General features: G+C 35.5%; 20 protein-coding genes. 13 read left to right on the plus strand and 7 right to left on the minus strand.

From position 1 onward, the window contains the following. The first annotated feature begins 164 nt into the window (after nt 1-164). The 6 genes from AC6HZ4_RS14365 (at nt 165) to AC6HZ4_RS14390 (ending at nt 7,877) form a co-directional block, all read left to right on the plus strand. Complete coding sequence (locus AC6HZ4_RS14365; protein ID WP_497490253.1) at nt 165-1,634, plus strand: PAS domain-containing sensor histidine kinase; 1,470 nt, start codon at nt 165-167, stop codon at nt 1,632-1,634. Between the two features lie 422 nt (nt 1,635-2,056). Next, nucleotides 2,057-3,541 (plus strand): PAS domain-containing sensor histidine kinase, encoded by a 1,485-nt coding sequence (locus tag AC6HZ4_RS14370; protein WP_497490254.1) that lies wholly within the window; start codon nt 2,057-2,059, stop codon nt 3,539-3,541. Beyond that, entirely contained in the window at nt 3,538-4,188 is a 651-nt protein-coding gene (locus AC6HZ4_RS14375; RefSeq protein ID WP_497490256.1) for a response regulator transcription factor, read from the plus strand. The genes AC6HZ4_RS14370 and AC6HZ4_RS14375 overlap by 4 nt, the downstream gene beginning before the upstream one ends. Before the next feature lie 349 nt (nt 4,189-4,537). Then, nucleotides 4,538-5,395, plus strand: a complete 858-nt coding sequence (locus AC6HZ4_RS14380) for a nucleoside-diphosphate kinase (RefSeq protein WP_497490257.1) — start codon at nt 4,538-4,540, stop codon at nt 5,393-5,395. Nucleotides 5,396-5,869: 474 nt separating this feature from the next. Then, nucleotides 5,870-6,814, plus strand: a complete 945-nt coding sequence (locus tag AC6HZ4_RS14385; RefSeq protein ID WP_497490258.1) for a hypothetical protein — start codon at nt 5,870-5,872, stop codon at nt 6,812-6,814. A 307-nt stretch (nt 6,815-7,121) separates the two neighbouring features. Continuing rightward, a complete protein-coding gene (locus AC6HZ4_RS14390; RefSeq protein ID WP_497490260.1) occupies nt 7,122-7,877 on the plus strand; it encodes a class I SAM-dependent methyltransferase in 756 nt (251 codons plus the stop codon). 73 nt (nt 7,878-7,950) lie between these two features. Here the strand turns inward: AC6HZ4_RS14390 and AC6HZ4_RS14395 are convergent, their stop codons facing one another. Both AC6HZ4_RS14395 and AC6HZ4_RS14400 read right to left on the minus strand, forming a co-directional pair. Continuing rightward, on the minus strand, nt 7,951-8,136 hold the full coding sequence (locus tag AC6HZ4_RS14395) for an alpha/beta-type small acid-soluble spore protein (RefSeq protein WP_497490261.1): 186 nt from the start codon (nt 8,134-8,136) through the stop codon (nt 7,951-7,953). Between the two features lie 180 nt (nt 8,137-8,316). Further along, nucleotides 8,317-8,778 (minus strand): 2-thiouracil desulfurase family protein, encoded by a 462-nt coding sequence (locus AC6HZ4_RS14400; protein WP_497490262.1) that lies wholly within the window; start codon nt 8,776-8,778, stop codon nt 8,317-8,319. A gap of 185 nt (nt 8,779-8,963) precedes the next feature. On the opposite strand from AC6HZ4_RS14400, the gene AC6HZ4_RS14405 reads away from it, so the two are divergent. Next, nucleotides 8,964-9,245, plus strand: a complete 282-nt coding sequence (locus AC6HZ4_RS14405) for a hypothetical protein (RefSeq protein WP_497490263.1) — start codon at nt 8,964-8,966, stop codon at nt 9,243-9,245. A gap of 285 nt (nt 9,246-9,530) precedes the next feature. Here the strand turns inward: AC6HZ4_RS14405 and AC6HZ4_RS14410 are convergent, their stop codons facing one another. Continuing rightward, on the minus strand, nt 9,531-10,226 hold the full coding sequence (locus tag AC6HZ4_RS14410) for a hypothetical protein (RefSeq protein WP_497490265.1): 696 nt from the start codon (nt 10,224-10,226) through the stop codon (nt 9,531-9,533). 414 nt (nt 10,227-10,640) lie between these two features. Here AC6HZ4_RS14410 and AC6HZ4_RS14415 point away from each other — a divergent pair, with 414 nt between their 5' ends. The 4 genes from AC6HZ4_RS14415 (at nt 10,641) to AC6HZ4_RS14430 (ending at nt 14,760) form a co-directional block, all read left to right on the plus strand. Next, the gene (locus tag AC6HZ4_RS14415; RefSeq protein ID WP_497490266.1) at nt 10,641-11,312 is read left to right on the plus strand and encodes a hypothetical protein; all 672 of its coding nucleotides are present in this window, start codon (nt 10,641-10,643) and stop codon (nt 11,310-11,312) included. Nucleotides 11,313-12,149: 837 nt separating this feature from the next. Beyond that, the gene (locus AC6HZ4_RS14420; protein WP_497490267.1) at nt 12,150-12,329 is read left to right on the plus strand and encodes an LAGLIDADG family homing endonuclease; all 180 of its coding nucleotides are present in this window, start codon (nt 12,150-12,152) and stop codon (nt 12,327-12,329) included. Between the two features lie 433 nt (nt 12,330-12,762). Further along, nucleotides 12,763-12,903: a hypothetical protein gene (locus tag AC6HZ4_RS14425; protein ID WP_497490269.1), complete on the plus strand. Its 141-nt coding sequence runs from the start codon at nt 12,763-12,765 to the stop codon at nt 12,901-12,903. Nucleotides 12,904-13,455: 552 nt separating this feature from the next. Next, entirely contained in the window at nt 13,456-14,760 is a 1,305-nt protein-coding gene (locus AC6HZ4_RS14430) for a hypothetical protein (protein WP_497490270.1), read from the plus strand. A 647-nt stretch (nt 14,761-15,407) separates the two neighbouring features. Here the strand turns inward: AC6HZ4_RS14430 and AC6HZ4_RS14435 are convergent. The 3 genes from AC6HZ4_RS14435 to AC6HZ4_RS14445 form a co-directional block, all read right to left on the minus strand. Further along, a complete protein-coding gene (locus AC6HZ4_RS14435; RefSeq protein ID WP_497490271.1) occupies nt 15,408-16,310 on the minus strand; it encodes a serine hydrolase domain-containing protein in 903 nt (300 codons plus the stop codon). 59 nt (nt 16,311-16,369) lie between these two features. Continuing rightward, nucleotides 16,370-16,738, minus strand: coding sequence for a carboxymuconolactone decarboxylase family protein (locus AC6HZ4_RS14440; protein ID WP_497490272.1), 369 nt, complete (start codon nt 16,736-16,738; stop codon nt 16,370-16,372). 97 nt (nt 16,739-16,835) lie between these two features. Continuing rightward, nucleotides 16,836-18,974: a PAS domain-containing protein gene (locus tag AC6HZ4_RS14445; RefSeq protein WP_497490273.1), complete on the minus strand. Its 2,139-nt coding sequence runs from the start codon at nt 18,972-18,974 to the stop codon at nt 16,836-16,838. 541 nt (nt 18,975-19,515) lie between these two features. Here AC6HZ4_RS14445 and AC6HZ4_RS14450 point away from each other — a divergent pair. Next, nucleotides 19,516-20,217, plus strand: coding sequence for a hypothetical protein (locus AC6HZ4_RS14450; RefSeq protein WP_497490275.1), 702 nt, complete (start codon nt 19,516-19,518; stop codon nt 20,215-20,217). A gap of 113 nt (nt 20,218-20,330) precedes the next feature. Here AC6HZ4_RS14450 and AC6HZ4_RS14455 read toward each other — a convergent pair whose 3' ends face one another. Then, nucleotides 20,331-20,798 carry a hypothetical protein gene (locus tag AC6HZ4_RS14455; RefSeq protein WP_497490276.1) on the minus strand — a complete coding sequence of 156 codons (468 nt, stop codon included), beginning with the start codon at nt 20,796-20,798 and terminating at the stop codon, nt 20,331-20,333. A gap of 162 nt (nt 20,799-20,960) precedes the next feature. Between AC6HZ4_RS14455 and AC6HZ4_RS14460 the strand changes: the two genes are divergently transcribed. Continuing rightward, nucleotides 20,961-21,689 carry a ZIP family metal transporter gene (locus AC6HZ4_RS14460; RefSeq protein ID WP_497490277.1) on the plus strand — a complete coding sequence of 243 codons (729 nt, stop codon included), beginning with the start codon at nt 20,961-20,963 and terminating at the stop codon, nt 21,687-21,689. Nucleotides 21,690-21,754: the final 65 nt, after the last annotated feature.

Here is a 21,754-nt window from a genome sequence, read left to right on the forward strand (position 1 = left end):
TGAGTCTGATGTAGATGCTTAAGTTATTGCTGAATACTAAGGATATACAACATTTCACAATGGCAAGGGTGTACTGTATACCCTTAAAAATATTCTATTCACATATTAAATACATCAGGTACAATGTTAATAATAGAAAAATTAACCTAATAGGTGGTGAAAATTTGAAAACAACAGGACATATAAACTGGGAGTTTGAAATGCTTACTAAGCATACTTTGGATATCATTCTAATTGTTGACCAGAATCAAATTGTTAAATTTGTTACGCCTTCATTCGAAGCTGTTTTAGGTTATAGCCCAGAAGATTTAGTTGGTAAAAATGCGTTTGACCTTCTTTATCCTGAAGACAAGGCTCAACTTGTAGCATCTCACAGGGAAGTTTTACTAACACTCGAACCTAAGATTGATGAATATCGAGTATTCCATAAAAATGGGAAAATGAAATATCTTGAATCTCGAGTGATGCCTGTTCCAAATCATCCAGACCAGCTAGTCGTGGTTTCGATTCGGGATATTACTGATCGAAAAAAAATGGAGGCTGAGCTTCAGAATAGAAAGAATCGGTATCAAGACCTGCAAAGCAGCTTGAAAAATTATTCACAAGATTTATCATCAGTAATGAAGGTGTCGGATCTTGAACTTAGGCTTGAAAAGGAACTAAGAATGGTCATTCCAGACTCTGCACCAAAAATTATCGTGTATAACCGCGAAAATCAAGCCGTTGAAAGGAATCCCTCTGTAGGCTGTTTGTCAAAATTAACAGTCGGGCAGATGGAGTTTGTAGGCGATAAGGTTCTCATTTTGATAGGAGACCGAAAGGAGCATGCTTATATTCTCACGATAAAGGCATCATCTATCAATGAAGCAATGGATTCCATCTGGCTTGAAACGTTGATTTACTACACAATCATGGTGTTTGAGCGTTTGAATGTAATTGAAAATTTAACGAAGCAATTAGAAGCTGCTTTACAAAGAAATGAAAGACCCCAGTGGATATCAAGGCTATTGTTTAATCTTTCGGAGAAACAAAGGCTGGAATTATCCGGTGATTTGCATGATATGGTCTTACAGGATCAAATAGAATTATACAGAAGCTTAGAAACTATTCTTAAGGAGCATGATTTTGATAGAGAGATTGATGACCAGCTCAAGGGTATTGTACAGGGATTGTTGGACACCATTCACCAAATTACGGTGACCTGTAACGAGCTGCGCCCGCCGTTGCTTAGGGAATTAGGACTTGAAAGGGCTCTGGAAAATTTATTTAATTATATCCAAGGATCATCAACCTTTAAAATTATGTTTACGACAGATAATACAACGGGGCTCTCACTAAATGAAGAAAAAACAATTGGCATCTACCGCATTGTACAGGAGTTGCTTAACAATGCTGCAAAACACTCCCAGGCTTCTAATCTTAATTTTAACATGACAAAATTAGATGATATGTTAAAGCTGGAATATTCTGATGATGGAATAGGTTTTGAAGCAGGGAGATTGACTCCTTCTTTTAATAGTATGGGACTTTCGGGTATGAGAGAAAGGGTACAAAGCCTTAACGGCAGTATTGAGTTTCACTCACAACCTGGAAACGGGCTAATTGTTAAGATGTATATTCCAACTGGCGGTTGAGACAAATTTTTATCGTGTGTAAGAGTTTGAAATAGTAAGCTGCTTTTACAGGATATATTTAATATCTTCACTTGGAAATTAATCTCCATATGCTAGTCTAATTCCCGTTTTCAAATTTATCTTGCACAGATATATTCATCTTCAGATTTTTGAAATTACATAAATAAAGATACCAAAGCCACCATTGGTGGTTTATTTTTTGTGAGAAAATTCCTTGCGAAAAAATTCCTTCAAAACCATCAACAAAATACTGCGGGTTTACTCGAAAAGATTGCGGTTTGTTCAAAACAGGGTCCTATACAATGAAAATGTCAAATGAAAAAGTGGAACCACGCAAGATTTTTTCGGTTCACGCGCTTTAGCTTTCATGTAAACTTTACATATAAAAGTCACATTTATGACAACTAATAGGTGGTGTAATAATGGAAAAGACAGATTCTTACCATCAGGTTGTTGAAATAATGATGAAACATACAATGGATATCCTTTTTATCGTTGATCAAAATCGTCATACTTTATTTTCAACACCTAATTTAAGCGAGATTTCTGGTTATAGTCCCGAAGAATTACGACATATGGACATTTTTGATATCATTCATCCTGATGACAAGGAATATATGCTTCAAAGGCATAGAAATCTGCTCTCTTCTCAACAAAATTCTTCAACCGAATACCGCATTATTAATAAATATGGGGAAGTACGGCACTTCGAATGTAAAACAACACCTCTTCCTGATACAGAGAATTACCTTCAGGTTGTTTCCGTTAGGGATATAACGGAAAGAAAATTAATGGAGAATGAACTTGAGCGCCGAAAGAATCGTTATGAAGCCCTGCAAAAGAGTTTGAAATCTTTCTCTCAGAATCTGTCTTTAGTCATGAAACTGGATGATCTTGAAGATAGATTACTTAAAGAGCTGAAAATCATCCTTCCGGAATCTGATCCTGACCTTCTTAGGATTCCTCTGGAAAGCCAGAGCAGTGAAGCGCATAAGCTAGCATCCTATATTACTCAAATAAAAGTGGGCCAAATAGAGCCTGTTCTTGACAAGTTGCTGATTAAACTAGGAGAGCATCAGAATAGCTTATATATCCTTTCAATAAATGCTGAGGCCGTTCAGGAAAAGATGGAATCCATTTGGCTGGAAACGCTGGCTTATTATACCGTGATGGTTTTTGAAAATTTAAATGTAATAGCGAATTTAATGAACCAATTGGAAACTGCCTTACGGAGCAGGGAAACACCGCAATGGGTATTACGCCTGTTGTTTAATCTGCAGGAACAGCAACGTATGACTTTATCGAGTGATTTGCATGACACGGTTTTACAGGATCAAATTGATTTGTATAGAAGACTGGAAGCACTTCTAAATCGATATGAAGTAGAAGAGGAAAGTAAAGCCAAGCTTAAAAAGATAGAACAAGGGTTGCTTGACACTATTCACCAGATTAGGGTGACTTGCAATGAGCTGCGGCCTCCTCTGCTTAGGGAATTGGGACTCGAAAGGGCTTTGGAAAATTTGTTTGAGCATATCCAAGTTACATCCACCTTTAAAATTGTCTTTTCCTCAGAAAATACTCTGAATCTCTCTCTGAGTGAGGAGCAAACGATTGGCATCTACCGTATTGTCCAGGAATTACTTAACAATGCAGAAAAACATTCAGGGGCCTCTCTCTTAAATTTCAACATCCATAGCAGGGATGGCCTATTTAAGATGGTATACAGTGATAATGGAGTCGGATTCGATGTAACCAAGCTGAATCCCTCCTTTCATAATATGGGGTTAACAAGCATAATTCAAAGAGCGCAAAGCTTGGGCGGAAAGATTGAATTCCGTTCAAAGCCGAGCAGCGGGTTAAAAGCAGTTTTGGAACTGCCAATAAATAATGAAAGGAGATTAGTATGATTAACATCCTGATTGTTGATGACCATTTATCAATTATAGAAGGGACAAAAATGCTTTTGGAACAAGAGCCGGATTTTAAAATTACCGTTGAAAACAGTTCATTAAATGCTATGAATCAAATCAAGCTGAATCATTATGATGTATTGCTTTTTGATTTGTACATGCCGCATCTGAATGGGCTTGAACTGTCAAAGCAGGCTTTGGCATACAATCCAGAGCTGATAGTGTTAATTTACACAGGTTTTGATATCAAACCTCATTTTAATTTACTTGTTGAAGCTGGTGTCGCTGGATTTTTGTCAAAAACCTCATCCAGGGATGAACTGGTGGCAGGTATAAGATGTGCATTAAGACAGCAGGTTGTCCTCCCGCTTTCACTGGTAAAGGAATTAAGAAGGCCCGGAATCATTACTGAGGGTTCCAATTCAAAAGAAAAAGTCATCCTTACGTCTATGGAAGAACAAATCCTTCTGGAACTGTCCAAAGGGAAAAGTACAAGGGAAATTGCTGGAACCTTATCAATGAGTCAGAGATCATTGGAGTATAACTTAACTGGTCTGTACCAAAAGTTTGGAGTGCGAACAAGGGTAGATACCATTGCAAAAGCGAAGAAGCTTGGTTTGATACCTGAGGAAGAACTGAGGTAAGTACTTCTCCATAGGAACTATCATATCAAAAAGGGAGATATGAATTCAATCCGTTCGTGCCTTTTAAACTGCAACATCAAAGAAATGAAGTTCGTAGATGCATAGGATTTACTTTTAGAAGTAATGAAAAATCATAATCACAACAGTAAAACGAGGCATTCGACAATAGAATGCTTCGTAACAAAAATCAAATTTCTTACACTGCTGAAGTAGCCATGTAGCTGTTTCTTAACATCTTCAAGTAATAATATTATTAAACCTGTAAGTGTCCCAATTTATGTTGTGTACAAGCAATCTTACTTTTCTATTATCATATATTATTACATATGGTAAAAAGGGGATATAGATATTGAATTGGGACAACTTAGGATTTGTGATATGCAAACCGGATGCGGTGTATCTACATTTAGAACAAGAAATTCTATCGTTTTTGCGGAGAAAAGGCTTTCAAATTCTTGCTTGCAAATACATCACCATTACACCGGACCTATGCCAGCTTTTATATTATAATGAAGATAAAGATTACTCTGAGTGGTGGTGGGAATTAGAAGCCGAATTCCTTAATTTAGGAGAAAGTTTATGCGTGCTAGTTCAAGGTACACCACAATCGCCGTACAAATCGGTTTCGGAGACGATTGAAAAGAAGTTGAAAGGAAACTTCAAACCTGAAAAAGCAAAGAAAGGGACAATACGGCATACGTTTGGATCAATGAATGGGATATTTAATTTATTCCACTCTTCAGATTGTACAAAATCAGCAAAAAGGGAAGCGTCATTGTTTTTTACGGCTGAAGAGATGGAACGATTAACATATCAAGGTACTCGATGCTTACTTAAATCAAAAAAACAACACAATCTTGATATTACAGATATATATTTTCGTATTAAGAGGCAATGCATACTGTTTTCATCCATGCACCCCAAAGTGAAGCGAAGATATAAAACCTATATTGATGAGAAGCACCATCAGGCCATGAGTATAAGCAGATCCATGAAGCAAGCCTGGCTGTATAAAACCTTGCAAGAGGAATATCGGATGTTTTATGCGGACATTCGCGAAGATAAATTATTGAAGTGTCTCACCGACTACAAACATTTTAAAAAGATAGACTACGATGCGCTATTTCGAGCGTTCGTTAGAGTAGATTTAAAGCTTACAAAATGGGAAACCTGTTTGTTTAAAACGACAATGTTAGATTTCACATAAAACCCATAAGCATGCTGGTGGGGTTTTATGTGGATAAATAAATTTTTATAACCATAACAAAAAGATTTTACCTCTTCGGAAGTCTTTTTGTTATGCTTAAAACGTCCGTAAAGGTCCACCTTGAAAGTAGCTGATCTACAAACGACGGACCGCATGGCATATCACGCTGCCGTGTTTTTTGGGGATGTCTGTTACTATTCGAATAATCTCGTCTTACAGAAGAAGTAATCTCTTTATTCAGCAGGACAAAGAGATTATTTCTTTTTGTATTAACTATCTTTATCTTAATCCTTTACTTAGTGCCAGTATATCTGCCTTTGATATAAGACCTTAAATCATACAAAACGAAAGGGCTTTAGTTCATTCCATCTTTCAGGTTTGATTCTTAAGGTCTTGGAGATTCGACGCTTAGCAAGGGATAGAAAGCCCTCCAGTTGATACATAATATTATAGGCAAATCCGAAAGGGGATGAGATGATGGATTGGAATTGTATATGGCAAACCGATATCGCTAGTAATGGTTTAGTACCTTTAATAAAAGGAATAAGTGATAACGAGAAGGATGATTCCCAAGGATATGTAATTGTAGATCCAGAACCATTTAATAGTTCAAATTGTAATCATTCAAATGGTAATAAGGAAGTAAAAGTTCTCATTGAAGTGCATATTCCCGAAAGCAAAAAGAAATCATACGAATTAGTTGAAAAATTACTTAATAATTATAAATTGAGACGCAGAAATCCAGAAGATGTATCCAACTTAAACAAAGAAAATGAAGTAATTGAATTTTTACAATATGCTATTCAAACAGAGGTAATGAATCTAGCTAAAAGATACGCGGAAGATAATGGCCATATAAGCAGAGGAGCTTCAAGTGATGAATGGATTGAAAAGCTAAATACAATATGGTTTGAAACTTTTCATAATAATAGTACTTGTGGTTTTGAACATGTATTTGTAGGCGAAGAAGGTAGTGGTAATGATCCTAATCCATGTAGGCGTAATGGACAACCTAGAGAGCTAAAAAAGCTAGGTGGCCATCATTTTTGGTATCATTACTATTTGCACGACGGCCCGTATACACGAGATGAAGTAGAAGATTCTATTATATTCCTTGACCATGTAGAGGTTAATCTTTCAGAACGAAGTCGCAAAGCAGAAGTTATTACTATACGCTATATATATGATGCTAAAGACGAAGAAAATGAAAGAGGAATGCGCTTGTATAAAGAGACCGGCAGTTTCTTCGTTGGATTAAGTCCTATAGGTTTACTGGCAATTGGTACTGTTGCAATGCTTTATGAGAGTAATAAAGAAGGTAGTACTATTTCAATAACAATAAACGATGAGGATTATGACTTGGTAGTATGGAGGGAAGGAAAACACTTAAGAACTTTTTGGCCAAAGATTAAAACTTGATTATTTTCGTTTAGGTATTTCGGCGTCTTTATACCCTTTTAGAAAAGAAAAGTTTTAAATGTGTATAAAAAAAGGGAATTTCTCGTTATGAGAAATTCCCTTTTTTTTATGTATGTAATCATTTATTTTACAAAATTCATATTTAATTTGAGATATTGATTTTAGGTATGATTTAATCTAAATCATACCTAAAAGAGGAATATAAGTCTATTTCTTTTTTGTATAGCATGCCAAAATTATGATGTAGATAGAAAGTTCAAAAGGAGAATACTTCAATTATTCTAATGCCACAGAGAGGAGTTTGGAGATGAAACAAAACATCTATGATAATCCTACTTTTTTTGAAAGATATAGGAAATTACGTGACTCAGGGATTAATTACAATAATTTTGTTGAACAACCAGCATTAAAAGAAACCTTACCGGATTTAACAAATAAAAAGGTATTAGACTTAGGGTGTGGTATGGGTGAGTTCACAAGGTACTGTGTAACAAAAGGGGCAATAGAGGTAGTTGGAATAGATATTTCTAAAAATATGATTGATGTTGCAAGACAACATAATTCATATGCTGAAATCAGCTATATAAACAGTTCTATAGAAGAATTAGAACTACCTATGGATTATTTTGATGTAGTTATCAGCTCTCTTGCCCTTCACTATATAAAGGATTATAGCAATGTGATAAAAAAGATAAATAGTTGTTTGAAAAAGGGGGGAACATTTATTTTTTCTACGGAACATCCTATTGTTACAGCAAGAAAGAAAATGGATGGTTGGGTAAAAGATGAGAATGGAGACAAACTGTATTTTCCGATAGATAACTATCAAGAAGAAGGGGAGCGTAAACAATTTTGGTATATCGATGGAGTAATAAAATATCATCGTACATTCTCCACTCTCATAAACCACTTAATAATAAACGGATTTCAACTTGAACAACTCGTAGAACCAGTTGCTATAAAAGCAGGGATAGAGGCTATGCCTAAGCTAAAAAATGAAATAAGAAAACCATCCTTTTTAATTATAAAATCTACAAAAAGCTATACAAACGAACAACAGTAGTTTGATCAGATTTTGAACTTCTATATGGTTTATCATAAAAACAGGCTCTCCTGATAAGAAGAGCCTGTTTCCGTTAACCGCGCAATTGCTGTTCCGCCATTGCAACTAAACGCTTGGTCATTTCGCCTCCAACTGAACCGTTGGCACGAGCTGTCGCATCAGCACCCAATTGAACACCAAACTCTTGCGCGATTTCAGCCTTCATTTGATCTAACGCAGATGCAGCACCAGGAACCACCAATTTGTTACGGTTTGCCATGATCATTCACCTCGTTGTTAGATTCAGCCGAATGGCTGTGTACCTAGTATATCCATTTAACTTATCCGTATGAGAATGATGTTATAATTTGTCCAAATGTGCGCTTGCCGAGGAAATAAATCAGTAATTCCCCTGATTCATATTTGCAAAGAACGTTTCTAACCAATTGTACTTTCTTCTCTATTTTCCAAGAAATTTCTCAAAATCATCTTCCGATAACACTTGAATTCCGTTTCGTTCAAAAAGGGCTGTTGTGACACCCACTCCTTTGACTTTCTCTCCATTAAACTTTCCCGCATAAATCAAATGACTTCCGCAAGATGGGCTATTTTCTTTTAAGACAGCTTTGGTAGCTCCTACCGATTGTGCGATTTTTAAGGATTGTTGAGCACCTTTAATAAAATCTTCGGTCACATCTTCTCCTTGAATGTTGATAACTTTTGCTTTTCCATCTAATACATCATAACCGTCTCCATTTTGAATTTCTGCTGGATGTCTGGGAGTGGGGAAACCGCCTAACTGTTCGGGACAAACCAATACGGCTTTTCCTTCACGGACTAATCGTTCAATTGCCTCTACACGGGAATGATTCCCGTCATAACGAACTGCTAGTCCAGCCATACAAGCACTCACAATAATCATAAAAGTTCCTCCAAATATTTTTCTTAATATATGTACTGTTTTTTTGAGGAATTCTAATTGGCTAATAAAAACGTCATCCTAATAGAACAAACGTCTATTGTAAGCAGTATAACATACAGTATAGTTTAAGATCAGATAATTCTTTCTATAATGAAAATAGAAAGAATTTAGCAGGAAGTGATAGATTGAATCCATTAACAGAACAACAATGGGTACAAAAATATATAGAGGAACATCCGAATCCATTGCCGGTTGTCATTGGTACAAGAGGAACGTGGAAAGCAGCTGGAGCTAACGTCATTATTTTAGTTGCATTTACGGAAATTGACATTGAAATCATGGCATCGTTACATGGCGTTTCTCATCATCCGGTACGGAAGATGAAACTATCCAATACATTGACTTATTATGCAGTCAATATTATAAAAAAGAAAGAGATAAAAGAGATTATCCAGTCGTGGAACTAGCTCGATGGGAAGAAGAGAATATGTATGCCGGATAAGGCTAAATCGGTGCAGTTAAAACAAGAGAGTATGGAACAAAAAAATTGGAATTCATGTTACGTTTGAAAGCGTAAGGAGATGTCCGGCAAATATAGTTTTTAAGAAATATTAAATGGCAGTCGTGTCAACGATACCGGATCCGAAAGGGAGGAGGAGAAGGAGTTGACACGTTCACTACAGCAGGATCCTCTATGGGCTAAATAAAAACAATATATTGCTGCTTGAAGAGCGATATAAGAAGTGTTGCTTTTAAAAAAATTTAATCTTTCTAAAACCATAATCTTTATCAATATTATTTCTGACTATCTTACTCTGCTTAGCTATTTGGCATTGCTGCGATGTGACGATTGGATTAACAGAGGGGGATATAGGAAACATTAAGTTTTTTGGATCATTATTATGAGCGGGATCTCTTTTTCCTGTTTGAAAATTAATATAAGGGCCTGAGGGATCATCATGTATAAACATATTTCGTGTTACACTATAACGCTTAAATAAAACATGTCCACATTCATGTGCGAATGTATAACGGCCAGCAGCCTTGTCGGTTAGTAAAATATGTCCAAACAATTCATAATTCGTATCACTTTCAACATACGTTAATTCTGTCCCGCCAGCACCTACAACTTTCCTGCCTCTGCCTTCAGCCAAATAATCTCCGTTCACATAAAAAACATATATTCCAATTTTATGACCGGCAGCCTTTCTAGCATATTTAATTAAGGAATCAACTTGTCTATTTTTAAAGACCTTATCAGACGGGATTGAACCAGCATTTACTATTAGTTTACTTTCGCTAAAATATATACCTTCTAGAACGAATTTTATACAACCTTTCCATGTACTATTAGCGTTACTAATGTCTTGTTTTATTCTACTAATATTTGTATCAGGGTGAGCGCCATTGACAAAAAAAGCATACACAGCAACTGTACGAGCAGCCAATTCTAATAACTCCTTTGTAATTTCTTAAGCTTTCGCTACTAATACAGTTTATTAATAAACAAGACAAGCTGTGTGGATATAAATAATTATTACAAAAAAAGGGCTACGTTAAAATGGCGATTTTGTGCCGGAATACGCTATGGATATGATAAATTTGTATAAAGGAGATATTCATGATCTTAAAGAATTGCTATAACGCTGAGGAAACGTCATGGCTGGACAGAAAAAAAGAGAGCAATGTATTCTTCGCACCCATGTATTATGGGACAAGCTAGCAGAACCTGGTTATGAAGTTGAGGAAGTCCTATACGAGTGACGGGGGAGAGAATTTGGTATTGAAAAGGAAGGAATAAATATCTAATTTAGAGCGAAACACCATAACTTACTATCAAGTAACAAACAAGGAGGACTTCCATGAAAACAACGGATTGGATTACACTATGTATAGGTATAGGCACAATAATAGCAACCTTTGCGGGAGCTTGGTTAGGAGCATATATATCAGGCCGAAACGCTGCCAAACAGTCTATATCAACATTAGGACTTCAACTTAAATATGAAATGTTAATAACTGAAATTAAAGAAATAAAAAATAAGACAACTCCTATTGTTGAGCTAAGTAAGAAATTAAACTATCTCACTGGAATAGTAGGAGAAACTTTAGAATCCACAAAAGATTCATCATCAAGTAATGATTATTATTTAAGAGAGGTAAAGCAAACAATTGATTTTCTTGTTGATGATATATGTAATATTGGTGAAGTAAGTCTTTCAAATGACACCGTACGTGCTTACATTGATATAAAGGTACAATGTAAAAAGATTTCTTCTTTATACGAAACAATTATGAATGAAAAGGAATTCGACGTAAGAGGTTATTCAAGCGAATCTTTAGCAAAGATTATAAAGGAATTGGACGTAATTTTTTATTCAAGTGAAGCTTTAGCGAAGATTACAAAGCAAATAGTTGAATCTGCTAAAATAATAGAGAGAGAGTTGAAAGTTGCATTGGAGAGGAAAGAAAAAAAGACCAAGGAACTTGAAGCTATATATGCAAAGATTTATCATCTTGTAGACTCTAAGTGACAAGAGGCATTTAATCGGCTTCATGGGATGATTCTAGAGACTGTATCGTGGATAGCAACAATTTGGTTGGTGGTGTTCCCTCAAATTATTAAAATCGAATACCTATTCACTTGAAATAAGCCTTTAAGTATTCATTGTTTATAGAAAAACAAAATGGTAGGAATTGAAAAAGAAATTAGACTAATAAAGTGAACTTTTTCATTTTATTAGTCTAATTTCTTTTAATTGAACAAAAGGCAAAAGTATTAATCCTTGAATATCAACGGAGATTTTTATATTTTTACATATAATCATTTTTTCTCATATTACCAACATGATGTACTAGCAGTTGAAGATTACCCATGTTTGTCAACTACGTGTTTTTGAGGAATGCGATTATAAAGCAAAAGGAGGGAGGGATTATGTTTTTTGATATAATAAATTCTTAGTATAAACCCGTTATTTTTCGCACTTTGACCTTAAATAGATATATTAAAAAAGCAACAACATGTATCTATTTCTTATTTAGAAGGAAAAAGAATCAATCGCACGTTTCTTTTGTTCAAAATCCACGTTTTCGCGATTCTCCTGCAGCAGAAATGTCGCGGACAGAAGTGTTTAGGTGGAGGTCTGGCTTTCTTAAGCGTTTCTTTAAAGATTTTAAGCAGTTCCTGTGGATCTAGCTTATTGCCATTCTTGTTTGTAAATACCGGGTTCGCTGGATGCTTCTGGTGCGCTAGCAAAAAATCTTTATAGTGAGCGAGGGGAAGAATAATCATAGAGTGAAGGGGAAGGAGGCGGCACTCCTTTTTTTCTTTTCCCAATACACGGACTGTTTTATTGACCAGATCAATATATATGTCTCATTTTGTAAGAGGATATTTTAATGGTGATGGGTATATTTACGAAAGTAAGCACTTTGTAAATATAGTAGGCGGCTCCTTAGAGTTCATGAAGCAGCTTCTTCACATTTTTCAGGAGTACAAATTTGACCCCGTTTTAAAGTCCTTCGGCAAAACCACCATCTTCTATATCTAAGTGGCTACGAGAATATAAGACATTTTATATAATTATTCTAATCTTCAAAAAAACATTACAACTATTAATTCAAATGTTATAATGTTAATAAAAAGTGGTATTGGAGGAATAATTTTGTCAGAAACGAGAAGAAAAAACAGGGAGGATCATTTAGAAGTGGAATGATAGGTTTTTTTGCTGGGGTACTTACCTTATTAGTAGTTCCATCAGGCATAGAGTTTATCAAGGACCCTAGTCTATTGTGGAAATGGAAAGATATTAAAAGCGAGGCCGTAACAGGCAAAGGAGAGTGAAGCGGAGGCAAGAAAGGAAAGCAACCTATCAAGAGGCACAAGAGAAGGTACAAAAAGCTGAACAGACAGAAGCTCTGCGATCATTCGTCTAACAAACAGAGATAGATACAAATTCTATTTCTATTGAAGAGATGACACATTTGCTGTTAGAAAAAAGCGTTGTGATTATCGATGGACATCCAAACTGGCAAAATAAAATCAAAGAGCGGTTTCCGAATTTCAAGGTAGTTGACCCTGATAGCTTGAATCGGGATATTGCGTATGTTAATACGGCAGTTTAAACACTACGTTTTTATCTCATGCTTTTTACTATAAGGTTAGCAACCACATGAGCCAAAATCATACTCCTCTCTTTTTATATTGACAGAAGTACGAACATAGGCAGATCTATACAGCAAATATATCAATCTCTTCATAAATAAGTGTTTCACAGTCATACAACAACTATATAAGGTTATTTATTTGGTAACATTATTATTGTGGGCTATGCTTAGTTTAGCCTTTACAGAGCGTCTTATATCTTTTTCGAACGTACACTACATAAGCATACAATGGGATTATAGATTATCTCGGAACCCTCGTATAGTAACTTTCAAATACCGATATTTAGAAAAATAAGAGTAAATCCCACAGTTGAAGCAGGGGAATTTAAAGGTTTTCCATTTCCAGTGTTATCGCACATCCCGCTCCAAAAAGGAGTGGGCTTTTACATTTCGCCAGTCACTTCTAGAGTTCTCTGATATAGCCGTATAATTACTTATAAAAGGCTATAATTTATTTTGCTATGTATAAAGGGTAATTAGACCAAAAAATATATAAGGTTGGTGGTTTATATGCCAGGAATAAGTTCAGAAAAAAATACTTGGTGGAATAGTAATAAAATAAAAATGATCCTTCTCCTGTCCACTATTATGACATTTTTGACGTTAGGATCATTCCTCATATACTTATTTGTCAAAGTTGATGGTGGAAGTTTAACAAAAAAAGTGGATAGTTTGTTATTTGAAGAACAACAAACTAAGCAAGATCTTGTAGAACAAAAGAATACAGAGCAAGCTATAAATAAAAAACCAAATGGTGAGGCATGGGTGGCTTTTATAGCTTTAGGAACTGCAATAGGAGGGCTATTTGTGGCTGTTGGTTCCCTATTTGTTACATATTTCTTTAGTAAGAAAATATATGAGGTTTCAGAAAATGCAACGCAATTCGCAAAAGATGCAACTGACATTGCAAGTGAAACCTCATATAGAGAAGAAAAGGAACTATACTTACAGAAAATCCCCCGAAGTTTGGGCGCGCTAAACTCTATGAATGAGCTGCTTGTCAATGCAAAAACATTGTTAGAATTTAACTATCGGTGGTCACATTATGCTCATTATAACGAGGAATTAGATAAGCTAGGAGAGGCATTAAGCTATTTTTATCATACCAAGGTAAAAGTTCCACAATATACAGATAGCGGTGCAAAAGAGATATTGAGGAATATTAAAAACCAGGATTTAAAGGATATAGTTAGCTTTTTCTCAGACCATTATAGAAGTTATGGTGGTGAGTGTGAAGGGAGAACCCCTATCTATATTACAAATAATTGTTTATTCGAAAAAGATTCGTTTGAAGAGAAGTTAAGTCTCTATCAACTTTACTTGGGTAAAGTTCTCGTAAATACAATTAATGCTGCGATTTTAAGACTCTTTGAAGATTTTAAAGATGAAACTAACATCCTTGCTAGGGTATATTTAAAAACATACGAATTAAGAGTATTTGCAGATAAGTTGGACAGACGTATTAACGAATTACTTCGCATAGAGTTTGTTAATACCCTTAATACATATAAAATCTATTGTGAAGTTATAGAACAAAAAGACAGAACAGAGATTGGAGGTATTAAATTAAAAGCACTTGTTTCAGGCGTAGATCCAGATAATCTAGAAAAAGTACAAAGGGAAGATGTTGAGTCACTTGTATTTCAAAGTGAAGAAATATTTATTGACATCATTAAAGAATACAAAGCGGAGATTGACGAGATGTTTATCTTTGCAGATTCTTGTTTGAAAGAAATCCAAGCAAATATGCAAAGATACGATGAAATAGACAAAAAAAGAAGGAGGCTTGCCGAAGGGACAGAGAAAAATATATAAATATTGGTTTAATGTCCTAGGGAGTCTGTTCAACAGTCGGGGAGAATACCATCTATTTATGAAAGAACAAAGGAGAGGGGTCATAACGGGACATCTCTCCTCGATATTAGTAGTAACATCCGCAATGCCAATCATGTCATCTGATCAAGCAAATGCGTCAGTCCATAAAATAAAAAAGAAGAAATAAAAAATACATGTGCAAACATTGGAGTAGAAGACATTGATCTCTTTTATGCTAGACCTTCCCATTTTATATCAACTTGAAGAGGGAAGCCCTTGCACTGATTATGTTCGTTTCTAGTTTACATAATATATATTATCGGAAGTTATAAAAGTGAAAGTAATATTGTTTCAAAATAAAAGTAAACTTCAAATATTGAGACGAAAAAGAAATTTAAAGATATTTCTAATAACCCCATTTTTTAAATGCATTGATTTATCATCATTCTAATCTTCAAAAATTCAGGTTTGACTTCAGTTTTTGAACTTAGCATTGCCGGACATGTTTTTTTCTTAAAATGTTATCAAACAATGTCATATTGTAACAGGTGATCTTCTCTTCAAGATCTTCAAGACGTTATATCTTTAATATTGAATATAAATCTGATAAAAAGGTAATTTTATCCACCCCGCATGCAGCTCTTAGTTTATTGTTTTAAGCTCTCAATAAAAATACGTAGCGGAATCAGGCCGCTTCTCGGCATATAGCTGTTAATGGCAGCTGTGAGCTTAAAATCAGGAATAACAATAATATATTGCCCTCCGTATCCCATTGCAAAGTACAAATTAACTGGTACATCAAAGTTACTGCGGTCCAGAACCCACCAATGAAAGCCATATGATCCAATGTGTTCGTATGTTGTAAAATATGGCATTGTAGATTGATGGATCCAATCAGAGGATATAATTTGCTTCCCTTCCCAGTTGCCGTTTTGCAAAAATAGACGGCCGAGCTTCAGCATGTCCTTTGTCTTCATTTTCATGCTGAAGCCTCCTATGTAAACTCCTTGAGGATCTTGCTCCCACTCGTATTGCGTGATTCCTAAAGGATCAAATAAGTGTTGCTGGGCAAATTGTCTTGTCGACATTCCTGTTACGTTTTGTAAAATAGCACTGAGCAGATGAGAGGAACCGGAATTATAATTCATTTTTGTACCTGGTTGTTCAATTAAAGGGCGCTTTAGCGCATATCGAATCCAGTTTTTTGATTTTACAAAAAAAGATGGAAACTTCACTCCATTTCCGAACTCCTCCCATTTTTCTCCTGTTGTCATTGTTAATAAATGATATAGGGTCAGATTTCTTTTGTTTTCAGGAAGATCAGGAAAAAAGTGAGTCAATGGTGTTTCAATGTTTAGAATATATCCTTTATCTATCGCTATTCCAATCAGTGTAGCTGTAATGCTTTTCGTAATAGAATTGATTTTATGGAGTTGATTCGCATCTTCTGCTTGCTTATAGTACTCCTTCGTAATTTTACCATCCTGTAATACTAAAAAAGCCTTTACTTTCTTCTTAATGTATTGCTTTGCTACCGCATCAATGTTCAAAATAGCACCTCATTTCTCTGAATCAAAGCTCCTTCACCAAACTGAAGGAGCTTTGATTCTTAGTGTTTCTGCTGCTTTTTTAATTCCCTCATGCATTCTTGTACAAGCGTAACAGTCTGGCTCACTGCAGCTCCGCCTGCGAATGCAGCTGCAACACCGCATGCTTCTAGGATTTGTTCTTCTGAGCAGCCTTGGTCTATGCAGCCTTTTGTATGGTAGATGGTACAATATTCATCTTGTAAGGATAAGCTAATCCCTAAAGCAATAAGCTGTTTTTCACGTTGAGATAATGTGCCTTCTTGGAAGCATGCCTCCGTAAATGCATTGAATGCTTGTGCAATATGAGGCACTTTTTGCGTAAATTCTCCTAATCCTTCCTTGTACTGATATAGGGATTGCTCCGTGGAACTTTGAAATTCACCTTGCATGTGTGCTTCCTCCGTTTCATTAGTTGTACGTCACTTAGTATGCTTTACAATATTGGACTCCTATACACAAAAAAACAGGAGTAAGAATACTCCTGTGTTACGCAGTTTTAGATGGCAATATAATACTAAACGTTGTGCCTTTATTCAGTTCGCTTTCAATATACACTTTGCCGTGATGACTCTCAATAATTTTAAAGCTAACCATTAAACCAAGACCGTTCCCGTTTTTCTTTGTTGTAAAGAAAGGCTCCCCAATTTTGGCTAACTTATCCTTTGGAATACCGACGCCTGTATCTTGAATGGAGATTTGCACTTGATTGTCGTCAACAATTGTCTTAACAAAAATATCCCCGCCATTCGGCATTGCTTCAATTCCATTTTTAATGAAGTTTAAAAAGACTTGCTTTAAGCGATCCTCATCACATTCAACTTGAATTAGCTCTTGATCGCTGTCAAAATGGATACGTACATTCTTCTTTCTTGCTTCAAACTCCAGCAAAGATACGACGTTTTGAATCACAGGAACAATGTTTTGTTCCTTTAATTGAACTATTTTCGGCTTTGCGAGTACAAGGAAGTCCTCTACAATCGAATTTACGCGATCTACTTCATCAAGAATAATATCCAGGTATTCTCGTCGTTCTTCACTTTCCTCATCAAGCTGCAAAAATTCAGCATATCCTTTCATTGAGGTGAGCGGATTGCGAATTTCATGGGCAATACCAGCTGCCATTTTCCCGACAGCCGCTAACTTATCCTGTACGCGCAGCATTGTTTCTGCATCTTTTCTTTCTGTAATATCATTTCGAATTGCTAGGTATTGATATGGTTTGCCAGCTTCATTCAAAAATGGAACAATTGTTGTATCTACCCAATAATACGTACCGTCTTTTGCTTTATTTTTGATTTCACCTTTCCATACCCGTCCTTGTCCAATCGTTCTCCACATTTCTTTAAAAAAGCTTTTTGGATGATAACCGGAATTCAAAATACGATGATCTTGTCCTACGACCTCTTCACGGCTATACTTGGATATTTCACAAAACTTATCATTTACACTTGTTATAATGCCCTTTTCATTTGTAAAGGCTACGATAGAAGATTGATCTAACGCAAATTTAATATCACTTAGTTCTTTAAGTGTTTCCTTCAAGCGGTTTTCTGCATTTTTTCGATTTGTAATATCAGTCCGAATCGATACGTATTGATATGGTTTGCCTTTATCATTCAAGAATGGGACAATCGTTGTATCTACCCAATAATAGGTTCCATCTTTTGCTCTGTTTTGAATTTCACCTCGCCAAACCTCTCCTTGGCCAATTGTTTTCCAAAGATTTCTGAAAAACTCTTTTGAGTGATAACCAGAATTTAGGATAGAATGATTCTGTCCTATCAATTCTTCTTTCGTATATTTAGAAATCTCTATAAACTTGTCGTTAATATAAGTGATTGTTCCTTTTGGATCAGTCATTGCGACAATGGATGATTCATTTAATGCATCTTTGATATCAGTGAGATTTGTATCGCTAGCCGCAAGACGTTTACTTGCAATGACGCTTGTTCCAATTAAGTTTGCAAGAACGAGCAAGGATACAGACAAGGTTACATATATAAGAAGCGTCTCATAAGATGTATGGACGATTTCTTCGCTTCCTCTCGTGAAGAGCTTGGAGGATTTCGCGAATAGAAAATAGCTTTCCATAATAGATCCAGCAATAATGACTGCGCTTATAGGTTTAAACAAAACCCTGCTTGTTCTAGAGCAGAACAACATCCATAAAGAAAAGCTGAAAGCTGCCCAAATCATCAGAACTGAAATCACAAAAATGACTGGTTCATATTTCATGCTCATATGCATTCCATACATCATAGTTAGATGGATGAATACAGTTGCAAGCGTCATGAGTGTGCTTCCTGTGAATATATTAAACACAGTGATATTTTGTCTGAATACAAAATAAAAAGCCGTTAACGTGAATAGGATTCCTACTGCAACAGCTATAACAATAAGCAATGTATTATAGTGGTGCAACTGATTCGTATCTATAGAAAGAGTTCCAAAGAAACTCATAATCCAAATGCCCGTTACCATAGTAAAAGCTCCGCCGATAAATAAAAAGTGTTTATTTCGATCAGAGGATCTCATCAAAGTAAGTAAATCAAGAGAAGTATATGAAGCCATAAAGGTTAAAATAGTTGCAATAAATATAAAAATCGGATTTGTTATTTCGTTCATTTTTTCTTACTACCCTCCTTAGTTAAAAAGAATCCACTATGATTGTAATGGAAAAAATGAATACTTGGAAGTAAAGTTTTCACGAATTTGTCGTAAGTAGACGTTTTCTACGAAATGAATAAAAAATTTATTTACTTTCGATTTAAATAAAAGGAATTTTTCTCCCATATTGTGGATGATAATAAAGTATTGTATAATAGATGGTATTATATACTATAAGGATCGATTGTTTTAGGAATTCCTAAAATAAAGGAGAGATGCTAAATGAACATTACAATTTATTTTGGAAGTCATGATGATAAAGATGTGCGCACAATGGACTGTTATATAGAAGACGAAGAAATTGAAGAAGTTGCTGTTTCCTAAACATTTCAATACTTTGGAGATATTCTCCCCCTTAAAAGATGCCTATGGAACGGCATCTTTTTTTATTCGTTGTTTCTACACAAAATCAATTTACTTTTATTTCATTAAGTGGTACTATATTACATATAGAACAAACGTTCGTTTTATCTTACGTATAGGAAGGATCGAATGCATCATGAAAAAAAATCGAAAAGGACGCAAGCTGCCCTCCCCTTCTATTTCAAACACCGGCTTTATCGGATCTGTATTCGTGAATACGAATGATCTGCAAAAAAGGCAATATTATTTCTCACGCAAAAATATGCAATTTGCGCACCATGTACTGGACGGATTAGCAAAAGCAATCAGTGCTCTCTTCTCTGAACATCATCATCCAGTCCACTTGTCTTGTGTCTATTTACATAAACAGAAAAAAATCGGATTTGTTTTATCTATTAAACCTTTTGATGAAACAGAAGGAATTGCTTATTTCACTAATTACTTAATGGAGAAAAATTTCTACATAGGAACAGAGGATGAAACAAACCTTCCGGAAATATTTAATACTGGTTTTATCGGCGTGGTATTTGCGGACTTACTGGAAATTGAACGATTTACCTTTGAGTTTGAGATGAATGTGTTGGTCAAACTAATGAAGGATATGATAATACCTGCAAAGGAACTTTTTTTGCGGCATCAAATTCCAGCTTATATCTCTGCTGTACATTTAGAGGAGCAGCAGAAGCTTGGATTTGTACTATCTGTGAAGCCTTATGACGAAAAAACAGAAGCTGACTTATACTTTATAGAATATTTAAAGGAACGCGGCTTGTATATAGGAGAAGAAGAAAAGGAAGAGGATAAAATTGTAATACGGAAAAAAATAGAGTTTATGTAGGAAGGCAATGAACCAAATGATTGCTTTCCTTTTTCGTATATAGGCTACTTACATAAGTAGAAACGGCTCACTCATTACATAAAGAAAAACAGCTTGCATCAAACAAGCTGTTTTTAATGACTTTCTTTTCTGCGGATTTGTCTTTGAAAATAAAAGAATACCGGGAGCGGGATAATAACCCATCCAAAGCTCTTGATAATTCCGTTTAATGCATTATCTTTAATACGTTGTTTTTCGCTTTGGACCATCTCTTCATACGATTTTTTTAGTTCTTCTTCTGTTGGCACAGGATTGTTTGGAGCAGATTCCTTTACCGTCATCGATTTATAGTCTGCAAACGATTGATAATATGAGTTTGGTGATACATAATCAGCAACAGACATAAAAATACCGACTGATCCGCCTATAGACATCATTAGCGTAGCAAACAATACTAAATAATAATATAAATGCTTTACCATATGTTCAGACTCCCCTTCAAGTTGTGTACCTTCCTGTTTTCGATTTCGAATAAATACACTTACACCAAATATAACTGCAACTATAACAATAAGAAAAGCCCCCAGAATCAGCAAAGACATAACATCCTCCTAGTAGAATAAATACCCTTTTTTAAATTGTTATCTTATTTATATTCCCTACATAAACGAATAATCCCTTTTATAGCACAACATAACACTTCTGTACAGTTATTGTTATAATAACAATGCATACTATATCGCGTATATGAAGAAGGTGACATCATGAACTCTGCTTTATTAGGAAGCTTTATTTCTGCAATGGCTACAGTACTGGGCGCATTACCGCTCTTCGTATTAAAACGCATTCCCTTGAAATTAAGAGACATTTTAATCGCCTTTACCGCTGGAATTATGGTATCGGCATCGACATTCGGCTTGCTTCCGCAAGCATTGTCTGAATCCAATTTGCTCACCGTTACAATAGGCCTTCTGCTTGGCATTATTGTACTAGATCTCATTGAAAAGAACGTCCCTCATATTGATGTGGAAGACAAAATGAGCGTGAATTTCGATTCGAAAGCGCTTCTTGTCCTCGCTTCCTTGTTTTTTCATAATATTCCCGAGGGATTAAGTACAGGTTTAAGCTATTCGAGTGAAAATGCAAAGCTAGGGCCGATGGTAGCAATTGCGATTGGTTCGCAAAATGCACCTGAAGGGCTCATTATTGCTTTGTTTTTATTAAATTCAGACGTATCCAAAGCAAAATCATTATGGCTGGTGTTTCTTACAGGATGTGTCGAAATGGTTTCCGCAGTGGCTGGATATTTTGGGGCGTCTGTAGTACAGCTGATTATTCCGTATGGCTTAGCTTTTGCGGCAGGTGCAATGCTTTTTATTGTATATAAAGAGCTGATCCCTGAAAGTCATGGGAATGGAAATGAAAGAGTCTCTACGTATTCCTTTATTATCGGATTGCTTATGATGATTTATATTAGTTACTTTTTTGGTTAGTCCAGCTAAGTGATTGGTATAGCAGCCGTTCTGTTCAGTAGCATTTGGTACAATCTGTATTCACA

The organism is Ectobacillus sp. OTK (assembly GCF_059698935.1).

What these genes read in the sequence shown, in the direction of transcription:
- AC6HZ4_RS14370 (WP_497490254.1), top strand. Translation starts at nt 2,057, where the DNA reads ATGGAAAAGACAGATTCTTACCATCAGGTTGTTGAAATAATGATGAAA.
- AC6HZ4_RS14375 (WP_497490256.1), top strand. Translation starts at nt 3,538, where the DNA reads ATGATTAACATCCTGATTGTTGATGACCATTTATCAATTATAGAAGGG.
- AC6HZ4_RS14385 (WP_497490258.1), top strand. Translation starts at nt 5,870, where the DNA reads ATGATGGATTGGAATTGTATATGGCAAACCGATATCGCTAGTAATGGT.
- AC6HZ4_RS14390 (WP_497490260.1), top strand. Translation starts at nt 7,122, where the DNA reads ATGAAACAAAACATCTATGATAATCCTACTTTTTTTGAAAGATATAGG.
- AC6HZ4_RS14395 (WP_497490261.1), bottom strand. Translation starts at nt 8,136, where the DNA reads ATGGCAAACCGTAACAAATTGGTGGTTCCTGGTGCTGCATCTGCGTTA.
- AC6HZ4_RS14400 (WP_497490262.1), bottom strand. Translation starts at nt 8,778, where the DNA reads ATGATTATTGTGAGTGCTTGTATGGCTGGACTAGCAGTTCGTTATGAC.
- AC6HZ4_RS14415 (WP_497490266.1), top strand. Translation starts at nt 10,641, where the DNA reads ATGAAAACAACGGATTGGATTACACTATGTATAGGTATAGGCACAATA.
- AC6HZ4_RS14420 (WP_497490267.1), top strand. Translation starts at nt 12,150, where the DNA reads ATGTCTCATTTTGTAAGAGGATATTTTAATGGTGATGGGTATATTTAC.
- AC6HZ4_RS14430 (WP_497490270.1), top strand. Translation starts at nt 13,456, where the DNA reads ATGCCAGGAATAAGTTCAGAAAAAAATACTTGGTGGAATAGTAATAAA.
- AC6HZ4_RS14440 (WP_497490272.1), bottom strand. Translation starts at nt 16,738, where the DNA reads ATGCAAGGTGAATTTCAAAGTTCCACGGAGCAATCCCTATATCAGTAC.
- AC6HZ4_RS14445 (WP_497490273.1), bottom strand. Translation starts at nt 18,974, where the DNA reads ATGAACGAAATAACAAATCCGATTTTTATATTTATTGCAACTATTTTA.
- AC6HZ4_RS14450 (WP_497490275.1), top strand. Translation starts at nt 19,516, where the DNA reads ATGAAAAAAAATCGAAAAGGACGCAAGCTGCCCTCCCCTTCTATTTCA.
- AC6HZ4_RS14455 (WP_497490276.1), bottom strand. Translation starts at nt 20,798, where the DNA reads ATGTCTTTGCTGATTCTGGGGGCTTTTCTTATTGTTATAGTTGCAGTT.
- AC6HZ4_RS14460 (WP_497490277.1), top strand. Translation starts at nt 20,961, where the DNA reads ATGAACTCTGCTTTATTAGGAAGCTTTATTTCTGCAATGGCTACAGTA.